Origin of the sequence: Acinetobacter sp. NyZ410 (genome assembly GCF_022828975.1) — a bacterium.
GTDB lineage: Bacteria > Pseudomonadota > Gammaproteobacteria > Pseudomonadales > Moraxellaceae > Acinetobacter > Acinetobacter guillouiae.
In genome coordinates this window covers 990,735-1,013,751 of sequence record NZ_CP094620.1, presented here as the reverse complement: position 1 = coordinate 1,013,751, position 23,017 = coordinate 990,735, and the positions used below count along the sequence as shown (strand labels likewise).

The 23,017-nt window shown below is 37.4% G+C and carries 22 protein-coding genes; 12 read left to right on the top strand and 10 right to left on the bottom strand.

Translation table 11 applies throughout. From position 1 onward, the window contains the following. Window positions 1-41 precede the first annotated feature (41 nt). Window positions 42-1,286 (bottom strand): DcaP family trimeric outer membrane transporter, encoded by a 1,245-nt coding sequence (locus MTO68_RS04675; RefSeq protein WP_244015231.1) that lies wholly within the window; start codon window positions 1,284-1,286, stop codon window positions 42-44. 418 nt (window positions 1,287-1,704) lie between these two features. On the opposite strand from MTO68_RS04675, the gene MTO68_RS04670 reads away from it, so the two are divergent. From MTO68_RS04670 to MTO68_RS04645, 6 genes are all read left to right on the top strand, one after another. Beyond that, complete coding sequence (locus MTO68_RS04670) at window positions 1,705-2,409, top strand: nitroreductase (RefSeq protein ID WP_244015230.1); 705 nt, start codon at window positions 1,705-1,707, stop codon at window positions 2,407-2,409. A gap of 580 nt (window positions 2,410-2,989) precedes the next feature. After that, on the top strand, window positions 2,990-3,883 hold the full coding sequence (locus MTO68_RS04665) for a phosphoribosyltransferase family protein (RefSeq protein WP_096733362.1): 894 nt from the start codon (window positions 2,990-2,992) through the stop codon (window positions 3,881-3,883). An 18-nt stretch (window positions 3,884-3,901) separates the two neighbouring features. After that, the gene (locus MTO68_RS04660) at window positions 3,902-5,398 is read left to right on the top strand and encodes a nicotinate phosphoribosyltransferase (RefSeq protein WP_244015228.1); all 1,497 of its coding nucleotides are present in this window, start codon (window positions 3,902-3,904) and stop codon (window positions 5,396-5,398) included. 164 nt (window positions 5,399-5,562) lie between these two features. Next, the gene (locus MTO68_RS04655) at window positions 5,563-6,303 is read left to right on the top strand and encodes an NUDIX domain-containing protein (protein WP_244015226.1); all 741 of its coding nucleotides are present in this window, start codon (window positions 5,563-5,565) and stop codon (window positions 6,301-6,303) included. A gap of 31 nt (window positions 6,304-6,334) precedes the next feature. Then, window positions 6,335-6,997 (top strand): DUF2625 domain-containing protein, encoded by a 663-nt coding sequence (locus tag MTO68_RS04650; RefSeq protein WP_244015224.1) that lies wholly within the window; start codon window positions 6,335-6,337, stop codon window positions 6,995-6,997. Window positions 6,998-7,014: 17 nt separating this feature from the next. Next, a complete protein-coding gene (locus MTO68_RS04645; protein WP_151801230.1) occupies window positions 7,015-7,587 on the top strand; it encodes a hypothetical protein in 573 nt (190 codons plus the stop codon). Between the two features lie 40 nt (window positions 7,588-7,627). Here the strand turns inward: MTO68_RS04645 and MTO68_RS04640 are convergent, their stop codons facing one another. Beyond that, window positions 7,628-8,257 (bottom strand): hypothetical protein, encoded by a 630-nt coding sequence (locus MTO68_RS04640; RefSeq protein WP_244015222.1) that lies wholly within the window; start codon window positions 8,255-8,257, stop codon window positions 7,628-7,630. Between the two features lie 106 nt (window positions 8,258-8,363). Between MTO68_RS04640 and MTO68_RS04635 the strand changes: the two genes are divergently transcribed. The 3 genes from MTO68_RS04635 (at window position 8,364) to MTO68_RS04625 (ending at window position 13,809) form a co-directional block, all read left to right on the top strand. After that, window positions 8,364-8,741 (top strand): VOC family protein, encoded by a 378-nt coding sequence (locus MTO68_RS04635; RefSeq protein ID WP_244015220.1) that lies wholly within the window; start codon window positions 8,364-8,366, stop codon window positions 8,739-8,741. A 208-nt stretch (window positions 8,742-8,949) separates the two neighbouring features. After that, window positions 8,950-10,203 (top strand): exonuclease SbcCD subunit D, encoded by a 1,254-nt coding sequence (locus tag MTO68_RS04630; protein WP_244015218.1) that lies wholly within the window; start codon window positions 8,950-8,952, stop codon window positions 10,201-10,203. A gap of 9 nt (window positions 10,204-10,212) precedes the next feature. Further along, on the top strand, window positions 10,213-13,809 hold the full coding sequence (locus MTO68_RS04625) for an AAA family ATPase (protein ID WP_244015216.1): 3,597 nt from the start codon (window positions 10,213-10,215) through the stop codon (window positions 13,807-13,809). A gap of 17 nt (window positions 13,810-13,826) precedes the next feature. Here MTO68_RS04625 and MTO68_RS04620 read toward each other — a convergent pair whose 3' ends face one another. The 6 genes from MTO68_RS04620 to MTO68_RS04595 all read right to left on the bottom strand — a co-directional run bounded on the left by MTO68_RS04620 (window position 13,827) and on the right by MTO68_RS04595 (window position 18,958). After that, window positions 13,827-14,234: a hypothetical protein gene (locus tag MTO68_RS04620; protein ID WP_244015214.1), complete on the bottom strand. Its 408-nt coding sequence runs from the start codon at window positions 14,232-14,234 to the stop codon at window positions 13,827-13,829. 56 nt (window positions 14,235-14,290) lie between these two features. After that, window positions 14,291-15,046: a hypothetical protein gene (locus MTO68_RS04615; protein ID WP_244015212.1), complete on the bottom strand. Its 756-nt coding sequence runs from the start codon at window positions 15,044-15,046 to the stop codon at window positions 14,291-14,293. Between the two features lie 167 nt (window positions 15,047-15,213). Continuing rightward, window positions 15,214-16,005 carry a hypothetical protein gene (locus MTO68_RS04610; RefSeq protein WP_034610965.1) on the bottom strand — a complete coding sequence of 264 codons (792 nt, stop codon included), beginning with the start codon at window positions 16,003-16,005 and terminating at the stop codon, window positions 15,214-15,216. Window positions 16,006-16,301: 296 nt separating this feature from the next. Continuing rightward, complete coding sequence (locus MTO68_RS04605; protein ID WP_244015210.1) at window positions 16,302-17,105, bottom strand: thioesterase family protein; 804 nt, start codon at window positions 17,103-17,105, stop codon at window positions 16,302-16,304. 204 nt (window positions 17,106-17,309) lie between these two features. Then, entirely contained in the window at window positions 17,310-18,143 is an 834-nt protein-coding gene (locus MTO68_RS04600; RefSeq protein ID WP_244015208.1) for an undecaprenyl-diphosphate phosphatase, read from the bottom strand. Between the two features lie 122 nt (window positions 18,144-18,265). Beyond that, window positions 18,266-18,958: a YggS family pyridoxal phosphate-dependent enzyme gene (locus MTO68_RS04595; protein ID WP_004819403.1), complete on the bottom strand. Its 693-nt coding sequence runs from the start codon at window positions 18,956-18,958 to the stop codon at window positions 18,266-18,268. A 444-nt stretch (window positions 18,959-19,402) separates the two neighbouring features. On the opposite strand from MTO68_RS04595, the gene MTO68_RS04590 reads away from it, so the two are divergent. After that, entirely contained in the window at window positions 19,403-20,440 is a 1,038-nt protein-coding gene (locus MTO68_RS04590; protein ID WP_004722735.1) for a type IV pilus twitching motility protein PilT, read from the top strand. Window positions 20,441-20,465: 25 nt separating this feature from the next. Further along, a complete protein-coding gene (locus MTO68_RS04585) occupies window positions 20,466-21,584 on the top strand; it encodes a PilT/PilU family type 4a pilus ATPase (RefSeq protein WP_004722736.1) in 1,119 nt (372 codons plus the stop codon). Window positions 21,585-21,663: 79 nt separating this feature from the next. On the opposite strand, the gene fur is transcribed toward MTO68_RS04585, so the two are convergent. Beyond that, window positions 21,664-22,101 carry a ferric iron uptake transcriptional regulator gene (gene fur, locus MTO68_RS04580; protein WP_004722737.1) on the bottom strand — a complete coding sequence of 146 codons (438 nt, stop codon included), beginning with the start codon at window positions 22,099-22,101 and terminating at the stop codon, window positions 21,664-21,666. A 112-nt stretch (window positions 22,102-22,213) separates the two neighbouring features. Here fur and bamE point away from each other — a divergent pair, with 112 nt between their 5' ends. Then, window positions 22,214-22,612 (top strand): outer membrane protein assembly factor BamE, encoded by a 399-nt coding sequence (gene bamE, locus MTO68_RS04575; RefSeq protein ID WP_004722739.1) that lies wholly within the window; start codon window positions 22,214-22,216, stop codon window positions 22,610-22,612. Window positions 22,613-22,696: 84 nt separating this feature from the next. On the opposite strand, the gene MTO68_RS04570 is transcribed toward bamE, so the two are convergent. Then, complete coding sequence (locus MTO68_RS04570) at window positions 22,697-23,017, bottom strand: RnfH family protein (RefSeq protein ID WP_244015206.1); 321 nt, start codon at window positions 23,015-23,017, stop codon at window positions 22,697-22,699.

Below are 23,017 nucleotides of genomic sequence, written 5' to 3'. Positions count from 1 at the left end.
CATTCCTCGGCTTTTTGGATCAATAAATTTCTAAGTTGGAATTAGAAATTGTATTTCGCCATTAAACCTACACGGTTATCTTTATAAGATTGACCCGCGAAAGTTTCACGCTTACCGTTGATATACTCGATACCTAAATCAATCGGTTTCGCTGGAGAATAAATCACGTTTAACCAAGCTTGTTGAATTTTTTCATTTGCAGTTTGGTTCTGTTTTGCGAAATCTGTACCGTTGTCAGCAAACAATGCACCATACGCTAAAGTTGAACGTAAGTTAGGTAAGATTTTATATGTCCCACCCACTTGAAGCGCAGTGAATTCATTCTGTTCAATATCACCATTTACCACAGAATATGCATTGTTACTTCCGTATAAGTAGTTGCTATTACCAACTACATAAGATGCATCAGCAAAAAGTTTTAAAGGATCAGCAACTTTAAAGTCTGTACCAACTGCAACACCCCAACCAGTCTTATCTTTGCCAACATTGTTATCTTTATAGTTTTCCACTAAAACACGTGCAGATGCATTACCGTTGCCATCAGCATATGATTGTGTAATTTTACCAGTTAATACAGGAAGACTATATTTAACTGCTGTACCTGTAACTCCAGTACTATTACCCTCTTCAGCAGCAACTAATAATTTTGTAGTCGGTGCCAAATTGTATGCATAGCGTACTTGTGGAATACGTGTAGTACCGCCACCTGCGTTAGTTGCAAAGTCAATCATTTCTGGCGCATGGCTAGATAGGAAGTTAGATGTTGTTTGACCAAATAACCAGTTGTTATAGGTTAAATAAGCATGACGAATACGAAGGTTTTCATTTACACCATTACCTGCAAAGTCAACTTCAACTTTACCACCAACTTTAGCATCGCCTACTGGTGTATTAAAATCTAAACCGATACGTGTTGTTTTTGCTGTAGCACGGAGTTTATCTTTCGCTTCGCCATTGGTTGAACTGATTTTGTTGAAGTCGTCATCACCGCCTTCAATGATATAGTTCGCATCACCACGAACAAAACCATAAATATTGATATCTGCACCAGACTTAGACTTTAAGCCAACTGAAGAAGAAGATGGCGCTGCTTGAACTTTAGATTCAACTAATCTTACTTGCTGCTGTTGCTGTTGAAGAAGTGCTTTTAATTCTTGAACTTCATTGCGTAATTGTTGAATCTCTTGACTGTCAGTAGCAGCTTGAGCTGTATTTACCATCAAAGCTGTTACTGTTAATGCTAAACTTTTGACGATCAATGACTTACGATTTGTGAATAGACTCATGAAATACTCCTAGCCTTATTTATGATGTGCATCCGTACAATTTGATCTTTTAACCCCAATACTTTGCTAAAAAATCAATTTTTCTTGTTTTCTTCAGTAGTTTCTCAAACACCACATAAAAAAAACTTTGCACATATATGCTTGCTATTAAATTATGAAAGCGTTGAAACTAAGTTAAAACCCAAAAGTAACAATTTGTGTATAATTCTTACACCTTTGTAATCTAGCGTAACTCAACCCCTTTATTAAATCAGTTTTATCGAATAATACTTTAATTTCAATTCTTTTTTCAGATTAGTATTTCTATAATCATTATATAATCTAGGGCTTAGCTAAAGTTTCAAAAAATGAATATTACGCCTCTACGACTATCGTATATAGTCTATTTGATGAAAAATTAGACCAATAAAGGACTTTTATGTTTTTAGAACAGGTTCAAGTGATAGATCAAGCAATTACAAGCCGTCATTCAGTACGTGCATTTTTGGCTAAACCTATCGATTTATCTATTATTAAAGATATTTTAAAAGTTGCCTGTCGTGCGCCATCAGGAGCAAATACCCAGCCGTGGAAAGTATATGTCGTCACTGGTAACAAACGGCAAGAAATGATTGACCGTGTATGTGCTGCTCAAATCGAATTATTTACCCGACCAAAACTTGCCGAACAGCATACTGCGAGCTTTTCATACTACCCAACCACTTGGATTTCTCCATTTATTGATCGTCGTCGTGAAAATGGTTGGGGGCTGTATGGACTTTTGGCGATTCAAAAAAGCGAAAAAGAAAAAATGGCGGCACAACATTTAAGAAATTATCAGCTTTTTGATGCACCTGTTGTGCTGTATTTTACTGTAAATAAAATCATGGGAACTGGCGCTAAAATGGACATTTCCATGATGGTGCAAAACGTTATGATTGCAGCCAAAGCACGCGGTATAGACAGTTGTCCTCAAGCTGCATGGAATCATTTTCATCGTATTGTCTTAGAGGTACTCAATGCGCCTGATGATGAGGAGTTAGTCTGTGCGGTTGTATTGGGCTATGCCGATCCAGATCATATTGTAAATACATTTATTACCCCGCGTGAACCTGTTGAAAGCTTTACCGTGTTCTTGGATTAGAACGACTTTATTTAACTGCCTTCAATAATTTAAGTCATTTTAAAATATTTTTATTCGGCTTCTTTCAAAAGCCCTTTTTAAAACTGAGTTCAACATAAAAGTTCCTCATTCTAACCTTCTCGAAAGGTGAAGAAGGAACTTTCAATACCAATATAATTTAATCCACATGAGCATTTTTTGATTTTTAAAAGATCTATTGTTCTGTATCAGTTGGACATGAATATTTCAACGAATGAATCATCCCCCCTGCCTTGTTAAAGTACATGTTTTCTTATAGTAAGGGCTTTTTATCGTAGCTGTCTTTATATAGCTATCGTCTTTTAGCGATCCGCTGCTGTTTCTTACATAATAAATGTCTAGGGATTAAAACCTGTGAAATCTCGAATAATAAACGGCATTAAAAACGTTCCACTTAATCTTAAATTACACAATAAAAACAAATACTTAAAATGAATAAATTCATTTTAATGGTCTCTAAAACTGCAGTTTGTAATCTTTTGTAAAGTAATATTGATAATTAAATAGGCTTTATGACACTATATATGTATTGGCAATAAGCCACCTTATAGGTATAAGCAACATGTCTATCCAAGTCAAAGATTCAAACAACAATATTATCCCTATTCAAAATATTCAGTTTGCGGGTGGTGAACGACATGTTCAAATTTCAGCAGATACGTTAAAAACATTGAAAGGGCAAATTCAGATTCAAGCCAAAATCAGTAACACACAAGATTTGATGGATTATTTGTTAATTGAAAATGTATTACTCAATCAAGGTTTAGAAATTGATTTGGAAATCCCCTATTTTCCATATGCACGCCAAGATCGAATCTGTGCGATGGGACAGGCATTCTCATTAGAACTGATGACAAAATTATTAAATATCAATACTGAGCAATTTCCACAACAACGTAAATCAATCAAAGTTTGGGATGCACATAGTTGTGTTACTGAAAAACTTTTAAATGAAAACACCCATTTTTTTGAGATTGAGAATGTTCAACCAAGTGAAATCATTCTGCAAAATTCAAAGTTACAAGACATTTTAATTGCTCAAGACACCGTTTTAATCTGTCCAGATGCAGGTGCAAAACAACGGACCAAAACGATTGCCAAAGTCATCAATAGCTTAAGAGATCACGAAATCGAAATGGTCTACTGTGAAAAAAAACGTGATGCCATCACAGGAAAAATTCAGAATGCTCAAGTCAATGCAACTGATTTAACGGGCAAAACAGCTGTGATCACGGACGATATTTGTGATGGTGGTGCAACTTTTATTGGTATTGCACAAGAGTTAAAAAAATTAAATTGCCAACATGTGATTTTGTATGTGACTCACGGGATCTTTAGTAAAGGTATGCACGTATTTGAAGGCTTGGTTGACCAAATTTTTACCACGACGAGCTTTCCACAAACTGAACACCCAAATCTAAACGTCATTTCATTTAGTCGTTTCAATTCATTTTAATTATTTTGGAGAATAAGAATGAGCTTAAAAATCAATCCACTGAATGCAATTGACTTTTATAAAGCAGATCACAGACGCCAGTACCCTGTTGGCACAGAATATGTTTATGCCAATTTCACGCCACGTTCTTCTCGTTTAGCAAAAATGTTGCCTGACTTCGACGATAAAATCGTGTTCTTTGGCTTACAAGGCTTTATCAAACACTTTTTGATTGAGACTTGGAATGAAGGTTTTTTCCAACAAGATAAGGCAAAAGTCATTGCTAGATATAAACGTAGAATGGATAACGCATTGGGTGACGGCGCAGTACCAGTCGATCATATCGAAGCTTTATATGACTTAGGCTATTTACCAATCCGAATCAAGGCGCTAGAAGAAGGCAGCCGTGTCAATATAAAAGTACCTGTACTCACTATTGTAAATACCCTGCCTGAGTTCTTTTGGTTAACCAACTACTTAGAAACAGTACTCAGTGCTGAATTATGGAAAAGTTGTACGACAGCAACGATTGCATTTGAATACAAACGCTTACTGACAGCATATGCGATTAAAACAGGTGCACCTTTAGACTTCGTTGCTGTACAAGGCCATGATTTTAGCAGTCGCGGCATGAGTGGGATTTATGATGCCACACAAAATGGTGTAGGACATTTAACCAGCTTTATCGGTACAGACGCAGTTTCAGCGATTGATTATGCAGAAGAATATTACGATGCAGACGGCATTGTAGGTGTTTCAGTTCCAGCAACCGAACATAGTGTGATGTGTATGGGCAGTGAAGACAATGAAATTGAAACTTTTAGACGTTTAATCACTGAGCTTTATCCATCAGGTGTGGTCAGTATCGTATCGGATACTTGGGATTTTTGGCGAGTGATTACAGAATTTACTGTGGAGTTAAAAGACGAAATTCTAGCTCGCCAGCCAAATGCTTTAGGTTTAGCTAAATTGGTTTTTCGTCCTGACTCTGGTGATCCTGTAAAAATCATTTGCGGTGACCCAGAAGCTGAAATGGGCAGTCCAGCTTATAAAGGCGCTGTGCAATGTTTATGGGAAATCTTTGGCGGAACCGAAACAGATCAAGGCTATAAAGTTTTAAATGAGCGTGTTGGTTTGATTTATGGTGACTCGATTACTTTGGAACGTGCTTTAAATATTGTTCAAGGGCTAGAAGCTAAGGGCTTTGCTTCAAATAATCTGGTCTTTGGCATCGGTAGTTATACTTATAACTATTTAACACGTGACACATTTGGTTTTGCAGTTAAAGCCACTTGGGGACAAGTCAACGGTGTTCCACGTGAATTATTTAAAGATCCGATCACTGATTCTGGTATAAAGAAATCTGCCAAAGGTTTACTTCGTGTAGAAAAAACTGAAGACGGATTTGTGTTATTTGATCAGCAAACCATGGAACAAGAGCAACAAGGTGAGTTAAAAACGGTGTTTGAAAATGGGCAATTGATTCGAGCGTGTCGTTTGAATGAAATTCGGGAGCGATTGGCAAATCAGTTATAACAGCTATTTGTAGAAACCTTGCTTTTATAGCAAGGTTTCTACGCTTAGAGTACGCCATTATCCATCTCATTCTTGCTAAACATATTTTCTACTTGGCGAATCTCTTCCACCCTGCAATAATCCAACACAATCCGTTACTTTAATAAAATTAAGTGAGCCTTACAGTGACCTTTAACTCCGAACAGGAATTTCTCTCTAACTATAATAAAAAGGATTATGAATCCCCATTACTTACAGTGGATATGGCGATTTTTTCTGTTGATGCGGGTCAACTACAGGTTTTATTGATTAAACGTTCTAATTTCCCACAAAAAGATAAATGGGCACTCCCAGGTGGTTTTGTCGATTTGTCTAAAGATCAAGATTTGATGGCAACAGCACATCGTAAATTGGTTGAAAAAACTGGACTTCAATCACCACATTTGGAACAAGTTGCGACGGTTGGCAATGCAACACGTGATCCTCGTGGGTGGGCTGTAACAGCTTTATATTTTGCCCTGATCGATTTCAAAGCATTTCAACAGATTGCCACTGAACAAAATGAATATAGCGAATGGATTTCAATTGCTGAGGCAAAAAAATTAGACTTGGCTTTTGATCATTTACAGCTTTTAGATATAGCTGTTGACCGTTTGAGTAGTAAGGCACGTTATACAGCCTTACCCGTCAGTTTGATGCCTCAACTGTTTACTTTGACTGAGCTACAGCAGATTTATGAAATTATTTTGGGACAAAGCTTAGAGAAGAAGTCATTTAGACGGCGTATGATTGAAGCTGGCGCAGTTGAGGAAACAAACCAAACTAAAATTGCGGGCAAACGTCCTGCTCAATTGTATAAGTTTGCGCTAGAAAGTTATGATTTCCATTTTCCTCGAATTTTAGAGTACCCGAGGGAAACCACTTAAGCGCTTTGTATTATTTGGATAACAGCAAACAATGAAAACTTTAGAACAATTAATCAATATTGAAGATTCAGGCTGGATATTGGTACAAGAATGGATGACTCAAGCCACCAACCATATTGAAGTTTTACCCAAGAACAAATTAAGAGCTGAACAAGAGTTACTGAACATTCAAGTCACAACACGTTCACCTATGGGTTCAATTATTTATGAAACAGGTGGAATACTGATTGATCATGGATGGTTGAGAATTTTAGCTTCAGGACATCCAAAATTAGATCGTGGTATTACTGAATGGAATCATCATAAAACGTTTCATCAATCTGATCAGGAGCTAACCTATCTACTGATTGCTGATGATGTTTTAGGGGGTTACTTTGCTATCAATAATGGAAAATTAGGTGAAGCAATTGGAAAGATTTACTATTTTGCCCCAGATACATTGGTATGGGAAAATCTTGATGTGAGCTATTCAGAATTTTTGACTTGGGCATTCAATGGAGATATTGCTCAGTTTTATCAAGTATTCCGTTGGCAAAACTGGCAGACAGATCTTCAAAGTCTCAATGGCAACCAAGTCTTTAGTTTTATACCCATGTTATTTACCAAAGAAGGTAAGGATATCGAACAAGTGGATAAAAAAATTATTCCTATTTCTGAAAGTTATGATTTTCATTTTGCACCGACTTTAAAATAACTGAGAGCAGCAAATCCGTGAGCAATCATCTAAAGTTAATCCGAGCTTTTCCTAAAGCTCTATTAGATGATGTTTTAGTAATATCAAAATACTTAGAAAGTAAAAAAATAAAAATTCATGAAAGCTCTCAATGCGAAGTGTTGATTCATCACGAACATATCGTTGTACCATCAAGAATCTATATAACCCAGTTACAATGTATTGAGTTTCATAATTTTTCTTTAACACAACGTCAAATTCTATGGTGTATTCTTACTCGCCATCACAATGGTTTTGTTCGGCAAAGAGCGCTCGAAAGACTCCTTAAAACTGACCTTACAAGTTTTATGATCCCTTTCATTTTTCAGTTATTGGGTGAATATGTTCAAGAAATTTTAGAGGCCATTGAACCGATTCTAGATGCAAATAATCAAGGACTTTTTGCAGCATTTATGCTGCAAAATCCAAAATATGACCAAACGACTCAAAGTAGAATTGTCAGCTATTGGAATGAGTATTATCGAATTAAATATCCAAATTTTAACGATTTTATTGGTTATAAAATTTTAAATAAGCTTAAAAGCTTTGTCTTAACTTATCGACATCACTAAATCACTTCACATCGACTTCTAACTGCCGTTTCAATTTCATTTATTGATTTCCAAAAATAACGACATAAGTTCCTATTTTTATTTTTTCCTCTAAACAACAAACCAGTTTTTCTAAAAAACTCATCACTTTGCTCTCGTTAAAATGCAGATCTTTAATTTTTAAGATAATGTCTTGTATGGCATTTTGATCAAAATAGTTATCTGAACAAGGATCAAAACTACACTCAAATTCATTTCTCAGTGGGCTAAACAACGGAAATAAAGATCTAAATATTTTAATGACATAAGCAAAATCATCTTGCGGAATAAAATAAGTTCTATTGCCTTTATTTTGTATCCTCTCTAAGTTTTCATCTTCTGCCCAAATAAAGAAACCCACTTTATCAACATATTTTGGATTTTCATCTATGCTCAATTTGATTGTGCGTTGATTAAATTCATTAATTTTTTGAATGATTTTTTCAAGATTGTGATGATATCTAGGGTCATCATAATACTCTTGAGCAAGCTCCGCCTCACAATCTGTTGCTGCACAAATTTTTTCAATATTCTGCTGATGATAAACTTGTATGCAATGTTCTATCTCATCATATTGTTTTAATAAAGCGCAAGCATCTGCGATTGAAATGGTAATTTTTGTACGTAATTCATGCAATTTTTCTTTATCCATAACACACCACTTTTAATTGCCTCATTCTTTTATTTTCAATATTTATACATCACAACTTTGCAAATTCTATTATCTTAATCAAAACATTTAAAATTGGACAATAACAATGAACGCACTAAGCTACTTTGAAATTCAGTCTTCAAACCCTGAACGTGAAGTTAAATTTTATCATGAAGTTTTCGGTTGGAAATTTAGTAAAGTTGAAGGTCTACCCATTCAATATTTTCAAATTGAAACAGCCAACATACATGGTGGCTTATTGGAGCGTCCAGCTCAAATACCACCCACCCATTGCGGAACCAATGCTTTTACCTGTTCCTTTGAAGTTGAAGATTTTGATACAACTGCTGAAAAGATTTTAGCTTTGGGTGGGCAAGTAGCAATGGAGAAATTTGCTATTCCCAATAAATGTTGGCAAGGTTATTTTTTAGATGCAGATCATAATACCTTTGGATTAGTCCAAGTTGATCCCAATGCAAAATAAGCTTGATTGATTAAAAATCTAAATAAATGTTTGAGAAAACCAGTCTATATTCGGCTGCATGAAACAGTTGAGATTAAAAGATAGCGGATATTTTTTAAGAATTTTTATAAAAAATACAGATCATATTAAGTGATTAAGGCCTTACAGCTGATTTAAGCATTCAATTTGTGCTACCTTAATTTTAAATTTTGTAAGGCTTATCCAACTAATGACTGTACGCTTTCTTCATACTTCAGACTGGCATCTGGGACAATTCTTCTATAACCATTCTCGCCAGTATGAACATGAGCAATTTTTAGCGTGGTTATTAGCTCAAATCAAAGAAAAGCAACCCCATGCCCTATTAATTGCAGGTGATATATTCGATGTCATCAATCCTGCATCTGCTGCGCAGAAACAACTCTATCAATTCCTAGCCAATGCACATCAGCTTGCTCCACATATGCAAACCTTAATGATTGCAGGTAATCATGATTCAGGTTATCGCATTGAACAAGTTGAGCCTCTGCTTGAAAAATATCACGCCAAAACAGTCGGTGTGATTCATAAAAACGAGCTTGGTCAAATTGATTTAGATCGTTTACTGATTCCAATTTATGACGAACAAAAAAATATTATTGCTTGGTGCCTAAGCTTACCGTTTCTGCGCCCAGCCGAAATCACTGGCTTTAATGAACAAACCAATAACAGTCAAAATGCCATTGCCTATTTACATCAACAGGTGATTTCTGAAGCACGAAAAAGAAAGACGGATAATCAAGCACTCATTCTAATGTCACATGCCCATATGCAAGGTGGGGAAACCTCTGATTCTGAACGGCCTATTATCATTGGCAATGAGGAAGCACTATCTACTACATTGTTTGAAGATAGCATTGATTATGTTGCACTCGGGCATTTACATAAACCGCAAAAAGTTGGTCAGGAACATATCCGTTATAGTGGTTCACCTATTCCCTTATCCTTTAGTGAAATCAACTATAAACACCAAATTGTCGACGTTAATATTGATCCGCTTAAAACAGATGAGTCACGGGTTTCATTTGAAAGTGTATTTATTCCCCGTAGTGTACAACTGCATAAAATTAAAGGGGAATTAAACGAAGTTTTAGCCAAATTAAAGGCCTTAGCAAGTGGTGAAATTGAAAATATTGATCAGCGTGAATATGTCGATATTGAATACCATACCGATGTTCCACCTCCGCCCAATTTGCGCCAACAATTTGAAGATGCCTTACCCAAAAGTCGTTACCGCTTAGTACGCATTTCAAGACAATACTTCGCATCAGAAAAAAATAACGATGAAATTACTTCAATCAATTTAGAACCACCGACACCAGAAAAACTCTTTCAACAGCTTTGGGAAAAAAATGGCTATACCAATGATGATGCGGTCTTGAAAGACTTTTTAAGCTTATTACAAGAAGCCGAAAAAACGCTTGAAAATCAACATGACGCATAGGAGTTTGCTGTGAAAATTTTATCTATACGACTCAAAAATCTCGCGTCTCTTTCGGGTGAACATTTTATAGATTTTGAATCTGAACCATTAGCTTCAGCAGGTTTAGTGGCGATTGTTGGAAAAACAGGGGCAGGAAAATCAACCATTTTGGATGCCATGTGCCTTGCTCTGTTTAATAAAATCCCACGTTTAAAAGACAGTGATGGTAAATTACAGGATGTTGATGGCTCTGAACTTTTAACCAACTCACCACTGACTGTACTACGCCGTGGTACCGCACACGGCTTTGCTGAATTATGTTTTGTGGCACAAGATCAAAAGCATTATTTGGCACGCTGGGAACTTAAACGTTCCCGTGAAAAAGCAAATGGAAAACTACAAAGTGTCCAACGCTATTTAAAATGCTTAACCGATGGCACAGTAGTAGCAGATAAAGCCAAAGCCGTTGAATCAGCGATTTATAAAATTACCCAACTGAGTTTTGAGCAATTTACCCGTGCAGTTCTCTTGGCACAGTCCGAAGTTACAGCCTTTTTAAAAGCACGTGACAATGAACGTGGTGAATTACTTGAGTATTTAACCAATTCATCCATTTTTGGAAAAGTCGGCCAATTGGCCTATGAAAAAACCAAATTGGTGGCATCAAAACGTAAGGAATTGGAAAATCTTCTCGGTCATATTGAACTCCTCTCTAAGGAAGATGCCGCTGAATTACACATACAATTCCAACACATCAATCAAGACTATAAAAAACTTGAAGATGAAAAATCGCAACTTGAAAAACAGCAGCAATGGTTTGAGCGTAAACAAAAACTGAATGATGAAATTGTCGTTAAGCAACAGTTGCTTGATACACAGTTACAGACGCAACAAGGCTTAATCCCTGAGCGTGAACGTTTAAATCGTTTAGAAATATTCTCAGAGATTCGCTCTAGTATTTTTCAAAAGCAACAACTGATAAAAACAGAACAGCAACTCGCACCACAAATTCAAAAACAACAACAGCTTTTTGATACATTACAAGTTCAATTTGACACTGAACAGACCCGTTTTCTCCAAACTGAAAGTGCTTTAACTGTTCAGCAGAATTTTGAAAATACCCATCGTGAGTCTTTGAGTGAAGTACGAAAATGTATTCAGGAGCGGGATTTTATTGGGGTCGAATTTAAGAAAATTCAGACCAGATTAAATGATTTAGAATCGTCTAAAACCCCACTACTCAATCAACAACAACAACTTGAACATCATATTCAGCAGATTACAGAAAAACGAAATCTTTTAAATCAGCAACTTGCAGACACTCAGCAGTTCTCAAGTTTGGATAAAGGTTTAACTGCACATGTGCAACAATTAACTCAATTTATTCAGCACTATCAATCTATTGAAAATCAAATAGGGAATGTATCTCAGGCTGAAACGAAACTAATCGAGAAAAAAACACAATTACAAGACTCAATTCATCAATTTGGAACTGCGGAGCAACTTGAAACTCAGCTTGAACAAACGCGCCAACAACGTGAATTTAAACTGAGCCAACTCAACCAATTGGCGACGTTACAACAAAAATTAGCCCAGTTTTTTGAATTAAAGATTGAATCTCAGCAGCTTAATGACCGATTGAAACGTTGCTCAGTGCAATTTCAACAACTTGAAAAAACCACAATACAGACTGAACAAGATTTCCAAACGGCGAAACAAGCTCGCTTAAAACTGCAAGAGGTTTTACAACAACAACGCTTATTACATGCTGAAAATGTAGAACGTTTAAGAGCTGAACTAGTAGATGGTCAAGCTTGTGTTGTTTGTGGAAGCACAACTCATCCCTATCACCTTGATGATTCTGCTGTATCTAAAGTACTGTTTGAGCTACAACAGCAACAGGAACAACAAGCCACGCTCAAAGAACAAGAAACCTTTAACCTTTGGCAAGCGGCTCAACAAGACTTGACCAAATTGAGTGTCGAACAACAACAGCTTAAGACCACTCTTCAAAATGTGACTGAAAAAACATCCGTCATACAACAGCTGTGTATTGAACAAGGTCAATCAGCCCAAATCCCGCTGAACTTAACTCAGACACAATCTGAAATTAAGCAACAATTGGAGCAACTTACCCAGCAATATCAGTTTGATATTCAACAATTGGAAGCACAATCTAAGCAATGGATTCAAAGCATCAAAATTCAGCAACAATTAAGTCAAAGCATTCAACACACTGAACATTTATTGCAAAATGCCAATAACCTACACAATCAGGTCCAACATATTGTCTGTTGCTTAGCTGATCGTGAAAAAAATGTATGGCAACAGTACAGTATCACCACAGCACAACATATCTTGAGCCAATTAAATACACGTACACAACAGCTTGAACAGCTTGAGTTATTGTCGAAACAGCATGATCAATATCTACAGCAACTCAATACTGCTCAACTCAATATAACGAATGCAGCCAAACAAATTTCTGAAACTGCCCATAGCTTGAACGAAATAAAGCTGAAAGGGCAACAAAACACAGAATTGGCGAATCGATTGATTCAAAACATGACAGGATTAACCGAAGTTAAACCGAATGAATGGTTAACGCAGTATGACCATGAATATCAGAAAATTCAGACGCTTTACCAACAACAGAAACAAAGCTTTAATCAATTACGCAATCAATTTGAGCAAGAAAAAAGTCAGCTCGAACAACTCAAAGCCCAGCAACAACACAATCAGAATAACCTCATTCAAGTGAATCAGGATATTCAGCAATGGCTCACTCAGCATCCAGCTTTTCAGCCTGATGATTTAGAGCACTTGGCTCAAATCACGGCGGTACAAGAACAACAGATTCGCCAACAACTGCAACATGCTGAACGAATGTTAAATGAAGCCAACTCAGCACTTAACACCATACAAGAGCAATTAACCGAACATAAGCTTCATCAACCTGAAATTGATTTTGAACAGCTACAACAATTGATTTTGGATAATGCGAATACGCTGAAAACCCAATTTGAAATCCGTGATCAGTTAAAACTCAAACTTGAATTGCATCAGCAAAATGTTGCTAAGCAAAAGCAATTTGCTGATCAGATTCAACAAGTACAACAGGAAGAACATCGCTGGGGCAAGATTTCAGGCTTAATGGGAGATGCGACCGGTAAGAAATTCCGTGATTATGCACAACAGTATAATCTGGATATTTTACTCGAACACGCCAACCAACAATTGGCGATGTTGTCTCAACGTTATACCTTGAAGCGGTTAGATAACTCACTTAGTCTTGCCATCATTGACCATGATATGGACGGTGAAACCCGTTCTGTTGCCTCACTTTCAGGGGGTGAGTCATTCTTGACTGCCCTTGCCTTGTCTTTGGCAATTGCCAATATGGCATCAGGTTCAATGAAAATTGAATCTCTCTTTATCGATGAAGGTTTTGGAACATTGGATGCATCTTCTTTACATATGGTCATGAATGCATTAGATCAATTGCAGAATCAAGGGCGTAAAGTTGTATTGATTTCACATATACAGGAAATGCATGAACGTATTCCTGTGCAAATTCAGGTGCGTCCTTTAGGGGCGGGTGCAAGTACGATTGAAGTGGTGAGTTAGTGTTTAACTCACACTTCTTAATTTAAATTTTTATCGTATTCTGCTTGTATCTTATCGCAATAAGGTTTCATTGCAGTCACTGAATTTTTAAAACCATTCAAAGCTTCATCAAATGTACGCTGATCTTCAGCAAACTCTTGATCGAATGGCTCTTTATACTTTTGATTACTCAACAACATTTTAACGATTTTCTGTTGATGAACACATCTCCTATGCGCGCTCATTATATTATCATCTTGAGCCGTATTCGCAATTGAATCCATGAGAGATGTAACAAGGGATTCAAAAACCTCCTTAAACGCTTGATAAGTCTTTTGCTCTGAAACAATCGCTTTGTCTAGCTCAGGATTTGCACTTGTATTTGCATGAATTAAAGATGTAACCAATAAACATAGAATCGACAGTAAATATTTAATATTTTTCATTATTCTTCCAAACAATTAAAAAAGAAGTGCTTATAAGCACTTCTTTACTTTATTCTTTATCGATCTGCGGGAAATGCATTTGGTGGAGGTGCATATTTATTCACGGGTTTAGCCTCATCTTCTGGTGCTTCCAACTCATATAAAACCGTACCAATTACACCAGCATTCTGAATGGAACCATTCTCTGAGTTCGCAGCATACGCATCTTTAGGCTTACTAAAAGTAAAGGAAGCAACAGCAGATTCACTCTTACGGAAACCTTCAATTTTCAAAGAATCATGTGCATGTAAGACATAACCAGAATTACTTCGGGACGCCTCACTGCCATCAATGACATCTACACCATCAACACTGGCAACCACTTCAAACGTCTTAGCTGTGTTATTTTTATACTGAAGTTGATAGCTTTGCCCTTCACGCCCCGACAAATAGTAGCTTTGTCCAACACGATACATTGGAATTCGGTTTCCATGATCATCTACAACAGAAAAACTCACTTTTCCTGCGGCAATAGAAATTGAATTGACCGTTTTACCTTTGTAGTTCTTATCTGCATATTGCACGATAGTTTCAGCAAGAGGTGAATCAGATTTACGCTTTAACTGCACTTCAGTCACATGGGAATCAATTTCATCGCCCCACTTTGTGCCTAACTTTTCATCAGCTGCAACTTGATTGTTGGTTGCTTCAGCAGCAGCATCTGCACTGGTCGCTTCGGTTTGGGATTGTGATGCGCTTTCATCTGATTTTTTCGAACATGCAGCTAGAAAAATACACAACAAAAGGCAGAGAAATATATTTATATTTTTCATTATAAAACCTATTTTAAAGTTTATAAGTTACGTAGATTATTATCAAAGTCATAATATCGTAGCTGTTTTGACTGCGCTATTTTTAAATTATTGCAATTATGTAACATTATAACATCTCAAAAAATAAGAGGGATAATGTGATCCCTCTCACTTCTTAATATTTTTAATTAATCCGCAGGAAAGGCATTTGGTGCAGGCGCATAAGTATCCTTAGATTTTTTGGGTAGATCGTATTTAGGTGCTTTTAACTCATACACCACTGTACCAATCACACCAGTATTTTGAATAGAACCACTGGCAGAGTTGGCAGCATAAGCATCATTTGGCTTACTAAAAATAAATGAAGCTACAGATGAGTTACTCTTTCTAAAACCTTCAATCGCAAATGAGCTATAAGGTCTTAACACATAACCGCTATTTGAACGTGAAGCTTTACTTCCATTGAGAACATCTAGGCCATCGACACTTGCAACAACTTCAAAGGTTTGGCTGCTGGTATTGGCATAACGCAATTGATAGCTTTGTCCATCACGGGCAGAAAGATAATAACGCTCGCCATCACGATATAGCGGTAAAATTCGCCCACGATCATCCACAACAGAAAAGCTAATTTTTCCAGCGGCTAAAGAAATGCTGTTAATACTGCGTCCTGAAAATTGCTTACTGGCATAACGAATTTGAGTTTCATCAATAGGATGACTACTCAAACGTTTTAAATCAACTTGAGTCACATATGAACTTACGTCATCTCCCCATTTCGTCCCTAAACGCTCTTCCGACTTTACTCGATTTTGGTTGGAAATAGGTGCTGGTGCAGCTTTAGCTGTTGCTGAGGTAGGTGATGGTGCAGATTCGATTTCTTGTGAAGTAGCATCCTGCGTTGAAGAATATTTTGCAGTACTACAAGCGCTGATTAAAGCACAAAGACATAACCATAATAATAGTTTGGATTTATACATATTCTATTTCCAGTTTTTAAATTTTATTCAAATCAGTATAGTCAAATTGACAATCATATTACATCTAGAATTGTTGAGTATATTTTAAAAAATTTAACTGAATAGTTTGCCTTAAAGTAAATTCCAAATGCTTAAACGGATACTCATCAGCTTCATTTTACCTGTACATAGAATTGTTTTTTATAGTGATTTATCTTAGCCAATGTGAAAAATATACTTATTTCTTAAAAGAATAAATATCAACACAAATCAAAAAACTGTATGTAGAAATACAGTTTTTGATTTCATACCAGCAACTACTCAGCGTGTACAGGTCTTAGAGTTAAAATCTGTTCACTACGTCCAAATGGTCCATAAATATCATGTAAGACGGAACTGGTTAAACCAATACCATCTTCACCATACTGTTGTACGGTTTCTAAACCTAACCATTGACCTTGGGGCAAACGATATAAATGAATTTGTAAATCTAAGTTTGGAAAGCCCCAATTAAAAGGTGCTGTTTGTCTCGCCACGACACCATTTGCAGTATCGACCATTCCCATTAACTTCACAAATGCCGATGTCGGTTGACTTTCAACCATATCCAAAGTATTGCTAAGCCATACAATACCAGCTCCCTGTCGACGTTGCTCAGTCCTTGCTTCAATCGAATGAATATATCCACCAGGCCACTGACGTATTTCATGCCAAATCGGTAACTGTTCAGGCGTTCCAATAGATTGATCCTCTAAACCTGCAACACTTTGACTATTATTGGTCATCATGCGCCAAGTTCTCGCCACAATACTTACTTTACCTTGTGTGACCATTTCGGATTCAATCAGTTCAATGGTCTTGCCAGCACGAATTACTTTTGTCCGAATATAAAATTCGCCACCCGCGATTAATCCAAGAATATCTAAACTTATTCGACCAATTCGAACATCATTTCGAGGTGAAAATTGCTCTAATTCAGCACAAATAACCCCTGTCGCTGGTGCCATATGTTGCTCATGCGCATTCCAAGCCCCTTGAGCATGATGTGTCGATTGATAATGTGCAGTCACTACACCCTGTTTATCGATATGACGCTGAATCAATTGATAATATGCAGACATAAACTTCCCTATCACTCTTAAAAATCATTCGCTATACATATAATCCCGCATTATTTTTGTACTCGACTTAAGCAAAGAAGTCTAATACTAATAGGAAAAATGACCCTTAGCGTTCAATATTTTACACAGGATTAAACGCTTAGATTTAAAGTGAGATATTGAAAAGAGTAACATATTGAAAAGTCAGTGTTTGAAAGCCGAGATTTAACCAATGAGTAAAACGACGCCAGAGAAAATCAGACAATAAATACCAAAGAAATGCCAACGACCATGTTCAAGCCAACTCGATAGCCATTTTAAAGCAACAAGACCTGCAATAAAGCTAAACAGCATCCCAAACATACTGGGTAAAAGCAGTTGAGCTAAATGGATATTTTGAAAATTCTCGGCATGTAGCAATCGATAAAGCTCTTTTACAATCACCGCTGGGGTCAACACCACAGCCAAGGCAAAACTAAACTCTTCCGCTTTTTGGCGAGCAACACCTAAAAATAATCCTGTTGAAATTGTTGCACCTGAACGTGAAAAACCACGGAACGGCAAGCATAAAGCCTGAACAGCGCCAATCCATGCCGCACTTTTCATCGTCACATCACCAACCTGTCCACGATCTAATCGAGAGGATAAAATAATCAATACACCAGCAGAAGCTAAAGCAGCAGCCATTAATTTTGAGTTGCTAAACAATTGCTCGATTTCAAAGTGGCTTGCCCCAGCAAAAAAAACATGTTTGATCATCGATTGCAGTGCCAATCCGAGTACGCCCGTGATGCCTGTTGCAACAATCACAAACCATGCTTGTTTTTTAAAGCGATCCCATGACGAAAAATAGGTTGTGCGCCAAGACTTCCAAAAATACACAATGACCGCAAACATGGTTCCTGTATGTAGCATCACCAATAAAAACGTCATATCAGGCGCTGATGGGTCAAAACCCATCAATTTTTCAGCCACAATCACATGCGCTGAACTGGATACCGGCAGCAGTTCTGCAAACCCTTGTATGATGGCAAGAATAAGTACATGAAAAATAGTCATCAACAATCTCAATGGATTAGAATTATTGATGTCTTATACGTTTACAGCATTAAATCTAAATTAAATTAAACTTAAACCCAGCGAAAATTAACACAGCCTTCTCGCCAATTTCACTACAACCTTTAACGCTGATTTGAATAATCTCGTGCACCAAACAAAGCTGTCCCAATACGTACCATGGTTGACCCTGCGGCAATGGCTTCCACCATATCTCCAGACATCCCCATGCTTAACGTATCCCAATCCTCAGCATGCGCATGATGAACTTTAACCTGATCAAACAATTGCTTTGCATCACTAAATGCTTGCGGATGATCAGGTGCAGGAATCACCATTAAACCACGCAACTTTAAATTCTTTAATTGACTGATTTGTTTCACCAGATCTGCAACTTCATCAGGCTGACAACCGTCTTTACTGTCTTGTGCATCAATATTGACTTGCAAACAAATATTTAATGGCGTTTGAGTCGCTTCTCGTTGATTTGAGAGACGCTCTGCAATGATAAAACGATCAACACCATGCACCCACGCAAACTTTTCAGCAAGATGCTTGGTTTTATTGCGCTGCACATGACCAATAAAATGCCATTCGATCTCTAAATCTTTTAAATCTTCAATTTTTTCCAGCGCTTCTTGTAAATAATTCTCGCCAAAAGCACGCTGCCCCGTAGCATACATTTCTTTTAATAACGTACTTGGATGTGTTTTGGAAACTGCCAACAACTGTACCTGACTCACATCTCGATTTGCAGCCAAACAGGCCTGCTGAATTTGCGCGAGTACATGATTTCGGGCTTGATTTAGATCATTCATTGACAAGGTTCTCATTTCATAAAAATTTCAGCTTCCAAGCAATGAAATTGTTGGTTATGCTGAGTGAAAGGCCTTATTATTCTACAAAATAATGAGGGTGTGTTGATCGTTCATAAATAGCTTGCGTTGTAGGCTAAAATTGAGCAAACAAGGAATGGAATGTAGAGAATAGCAAGACTATTTTCAAATTTCATAACGCAGTTTGAGATAATTTTAGCCACAACCTGAGCAAGAACAAAGTATTGCTTTGTTCTTAGCGCAAGGCGAAGCTAAGTTTTTTACTGTTTTTTTATTGCGTGTTACCTTGCGAAACGATGTTTCTCATCATTTAGAATAACTAAATTTCGTACTTCGCGCCTAGTAACCCTAAAAAACAGGCTTAGTCGCAAGCATAGATGAATAATCTACACCCCCTAGGCAAATAGGTTTTTATTCGGGGACATTATGGATATTACAGAATTATTGGCGTTTTCCGTCAAAAACGGTGCATCTGACTTACACCTTTCAGCAGGTATGCCACCGATGATTCGTGTCGATGGTGAGGTCCGTCGTATCAATTTACCAGCACTGGAACATAAAGAAGTTCACAGATTGGTTTATGACATCATGAATGATAAACAGCGTCGTGATTTTGAAGAACAATTAGAAACTGACTTCTCATTTGAAGTTCCAGGTATTGCCCGTTTCCGTGTCAACGCATTCAACCAAAACCGTGGTGCGGGTGCCGTATTTCGTACCATTCCTTCTAAAGTATTGACCATGGAAGATTTAGGTTTAGGACAAATCTTTAAAGATCTTTGTGAATTACCCCGTGGTTTAATCCTTGTAACAGGTCCAACAGGTTCTGGTAAATCAACCACATTGGCCTCTATGATTGACTTTATTAACGACAGTCGCTATGACCATATTTTAACGGTCGAAGATCCAATCGAATTTGTACACCAATCTAAAAAGTGCCTCATCAACCAGCGTGAAGTGCATCGTGATACACATGGCTTTAATGAAGCGCTACGTTCTGCGTTACGTGAAGACCCTGACATTATCTTGGTTGGTGAGATGCGTGACCTTGAAACCATTCGCCTTGCTTTAACAGCTGCAGAAACAGGCCATTTGGTTTTCGGTACACTACACACCACATCAGCGGCAAAAACCATTGACCGTGTGATTGACGTATTCCCTGCTGAAGAAAAAGACATGGTCCGTGCCATGTTATCAGAATCATTACAAGCGGTTATTTCACAAACCCTACTGAAAAAGAATGGTGGCGGACGAGTTGCAGCACACGAAATCATGATCGGTATTCCTGCAATTCGTAACTTAATCCGTGAAAACAAAGTTGCACAGATGTATTCAGCAATTCAGACCGGTGCAAACTATGGTATGACCACATTGGATCAGAGTTTAAAAACGCTGGTCGCCAAAGGTGTTATTAGTCCTCAAGTTGCAAGAAATGTAGCAAAACAACCAGAATCATTCTTATAAAATGGATTATTGAGGTTTAAAAAAGATGGACTTTAATGACTTGCTCAACATGATGATTGAGCAAAAAGCATCAGACTTATTTATTACCGCCGATGTTGAACCATCAATGAAAATTAATGGTCAAATTGTTCCTGTGGTAAAAACCAAGTTAAACGGTGAAATTATTATGCAATTGCTTAACTCTATTATGAGTGAAAAGCAGCGTAAAGAATTTGCTGAGACCCGTGAATGTAACTTTGCCATTACCAATCGCGATAAAACTGCGCGTTTTCGTGTCAGCGCTTTTCAACAACGTGATATGCCTGGAATGGTTTTGCGTCGTATTGAAACTCAAATTCCGACTATGGATGAGCTTAAATTACCGCCTATTCTTAAAGATCTCGCAATGACCAAACGTGGGATCATTATCTTTGTTGGTGCAACAGGGACAGGTAAATCAACTTCGCTTGCATCCATCATTGGTTATCGCAACCAAAATTCTAAAGGTCATATCATCACCATTGAAGACCCAATTGAATTTGTACACGAACATGCGGGATGTATTATTACCCAACGTGAAGTGGGAATTGATACAGATTCTTTTGAAATTGCGCTTAAAAATACTTTGCGTCAAGCACCAGATGTAATCTTGATTGGTGAGATCCGTTCTCGTGAAACCATGGACTATGCCATCGCTTTTGCTGAAACAGGTCACTTAGTCTTTGCCACACTGCATGCCAACAACGCCAACCAAGCAATTGACCGGATTATCCATTTCTTTGAGTCTGACCGTCATAGCCAGTTGTTTATGGATCTATCACTTAACCTCAAGGCCATGGTTGCACAACAATTGATTCCAACACCAGACGGTAATTCTCGTCGTGCTGCAATTGAAATTCTCATCAACTCACCCTTAGTTTCAGACTTAATCCGTAAAGGTGATGTACATGAAATTAAGGATTTGATGAAGCGCTCTCGTGAATTGGGTATGCAGACATTCGACCAAGCTTTATTTGACCTCTATAAAGCAGGACAAATTACCTATAAAGACGCACTTAAACATGCGGACTCTCCAAATGATTTACGTCTACAGATCAAATTGGATGAAGAAGGTGGTGCACAGCTACTCAATTCAAATAGCAAACTCACCTTTGATGGACAGTAGTTCAAAAGTAAAAAATAAGCTGATATAAAAAGAGGGGGCTTGGTTAAGCCCCCTCTTCATTTGTTGTATTTATGTGATTCTAGCGCTTACGATAAGCTTCCTGACATGCAGGTTCATCACAATAACCGTACAGATTCAAAGAATGTCCAGTCAATTGAAAGCCGTGTTTCTCAGCTACCGAATGTTGCTCATGCTCGATGGTTTCATTAGTAAATTCAACGACTTTATTACAATTTTGACAAACCAAATGATCATGATGATCTTCTTGCATAATTTCAAAAACAGAATGATTGTTTTCGAAATGATGGCGCTGGATAATTCCAGCAGCTTCAAATTGTGTTAACACACGATATACGGTCGCTAGACCGACATCTTCACCTTGTTCGAGTAATGTTTTATAAATGTCTTCCGCGCTCAAGTGGTGTTGTCTTGAATTTTCTAATAATTCCAAAATCTTGATTCGTGGTAGGGTAACTTTAAGTCCAGCTTTGCGTAAATCTTGATTTGAAATAGGCATATAAAAAGGTCTCTCAACAAATTTTAAGTTGGAATATGCAACAGAGTTGAGATGCAGTATGATCTATCCTTGGATCAATTGCATCATAATTAATTTGGGATAGTGTAGCAAAATGCAAAAAATCATGCTGACGTTATTCGTCGCTTCTTTACTTGGTGGTTGTTCTGTATTTGGAGTATACAAAGTCGATATTCCTCAGGGAACACCGTTAACCCAAGCTCAAGCTTCAAAAATTCAAGTCGGTATGACCTACCAACAAGTACAGTTCTTGTTGGGTAGCCCAACAGTCTCAGATCCATTGAATCCAGGACGATGGGATTACATTTACAACTATATCCCAGGAACTTACGCGAAAAAAGCGAAGATTCCCGCAGCACATGGCCAACATTTAAAGGTTTATTTTGATCAATCAGGTGTCGTAAACAAAATTGAAGGTTTAGAAACCATTCCTGAGTCTCAACCTGGTTTACCTGCTTCTAAAGAAGCAATATTGAATGCGCCCCCACTATAGACACTTTGCGATAAAAAGAAACCCCTCAATGAGGGGTTTTTCATATGCATTCAATTGTTTAAAGCGATTATTGTAAATAACGCCTTATTTAAATAACAATTGTTGATAGCGATTGCCACGGCAGTAACGTCCGACAGGATTTGCTTTTGCGCGATTGCGACGAATATCTTTTGGATTAATCGTTAAACCTCTATAAATTTCAACACGATCACCTGCTTGTAGCAAATGCGATTGCGCTTTTATTTTTACTCCAAAAATACCAAAACTAAAATTTTCAGGCAATTCTACTTGTTGCGCCAATCCACTTTGCGCAATTGCATCGGCAATCGTCATGCCTTGAGAAAATTGTAACTCAATGTGAAATTGTTGCTTTTCGGCAGCATATGCCACCCAAATCTTTGCCAC

What these genes read in the sequence shown, in the direction of transcription:
- MTO68_RS04675 (WP_244015231.1), bottom strand. Translation starts at nt 1,286, where the DNA reads ATGAGTCTATTCACAAATCGTAAGTCATTGATCGTCAAAAGTTTAGCA.
- MTO68_RS04670 (WP_244015230.1), top strand. Translation starts at nt 1,705, where the DNA reads ATGTTTTTAGAACAGGTTCAAGTGATAGATCAAGCAATTACAAGCCGT.
- MTO68_RS04665 (WP_096733362.1), top strand. Translation starts at nt 2,990, where the DNA reads ATGTCTATCCAAGTCAAAGATTCAAACAACAATATTATCCCTATTCAA.
- MTO68_RS04660 (WP_244015228.1), top strand. Translation starts at nt 3,902, where the DNA reads ATGAGCTTAAAAATCAATCCACTGAATGCAATTGACTTTTATAAAGCA.
- MTO68_RS04650 (WP_244015224.1), top strand. Translation starts at nt 6,335, where the DNA reads ATGAAAACTTTAGAACAATTAATCAATATTGAAGATTCAGGCTGGATA.
- MTO68_RS04640 (WP_244015222.1), bottom strand. Translation starts at nt 8,257, where the DNA reads ATGGATAAAGAAAAATTGCATGAATTACGTACAAAAATTACCATTTCA.
- MTO68_RS04635 (WP_244015220.1), top strand. Translation starts at nt 8,364, where the DNA reads ATGAACGCACTAAGCTACTTTGAAATTCAGTCTTCAAACCCTGAACGT.
- MTO68_RS04630 (WP_244015218.1), top strand. Translation starts at nt 8,950, where the DNA reads ATGACTGTACGCTTTCTTCATACTTCAGACTGGCATCTGGGACAATTC.
- MTO68_RS04620 (WP_244015214.1), bottom strand. Translation starts at nt 14,234, where the DNA reads ATGAAAAATATTAAATATTTACTGTCGATTCTATGTTTATTGGTTACA.
- MTO68_RS04615 (WP_244015212.1), bottom strand. Translation starts at nt 15,046, where the DNA reads ATGAAAAATATAAATATATTTCTCTGCCTTTTGTTGTGTATTTTTCTA.
- MTO68_RS04610 (WP_034610965.1), bottom strand. Translation starts at nt 16,005, where the DNA reads ATGTATAAATCCAAACTATTATTATGGTTATGTCTTTGTGCTTTAATC.
- MTO68_RS04605 (WP_244015210.1), bottom strand. Translation starts at nt 17,105, where the DNA reads ATGTCTGCATATTATCAATTGATTCAGCGTCATATCGATAAACAGGGT.
- MTO68_RS04600 (WP_244015208.1), bottom strand. Translation starts at nt 18,143, where the DNA reads ATGACTATTTTTCATGTACTTATTCTTGCCATCATACAAGGGTTTGCA.
- MTO68_RS04595 (WP_004819403.1), bottom strand. Translation starts at nt 18,958, where the DNA reads ATGAATGATCTAAATCAAGCCCGAAATCATGTACTCGCGCAAATTCAG.
- MTO68_RS04590 (WP_004722735.1), top strand. Translation starts at nt 19,403, where the DNA reads ATGGATATTACAGAATTATTGGCGTTTTCCGTCAAAAACGGTGCATCT.
- MTO68_RS04585 (WP_004722736.1), top strand. Translation starts at nt 20,466, where the DNA reads ATGGACTTTAATGACTTGCTCAACATGATGATTGAGCAAAAAGCATCA.
- fur (WP_004722737.1), bottom strand. Translation starts at nt 22,101, where the DNA reads ATGCCTATTTCAAATCAAGATTTACGCAAAGCTGGACTTAAAGTTACC.
- bamE (WP_004722739.1), top strand. Translation starts at nt 22,214, where the DNA reads ATGCAAAAAATCATGCTGACGTTATTCGTCGCTTCTTTACTTGGTGGT.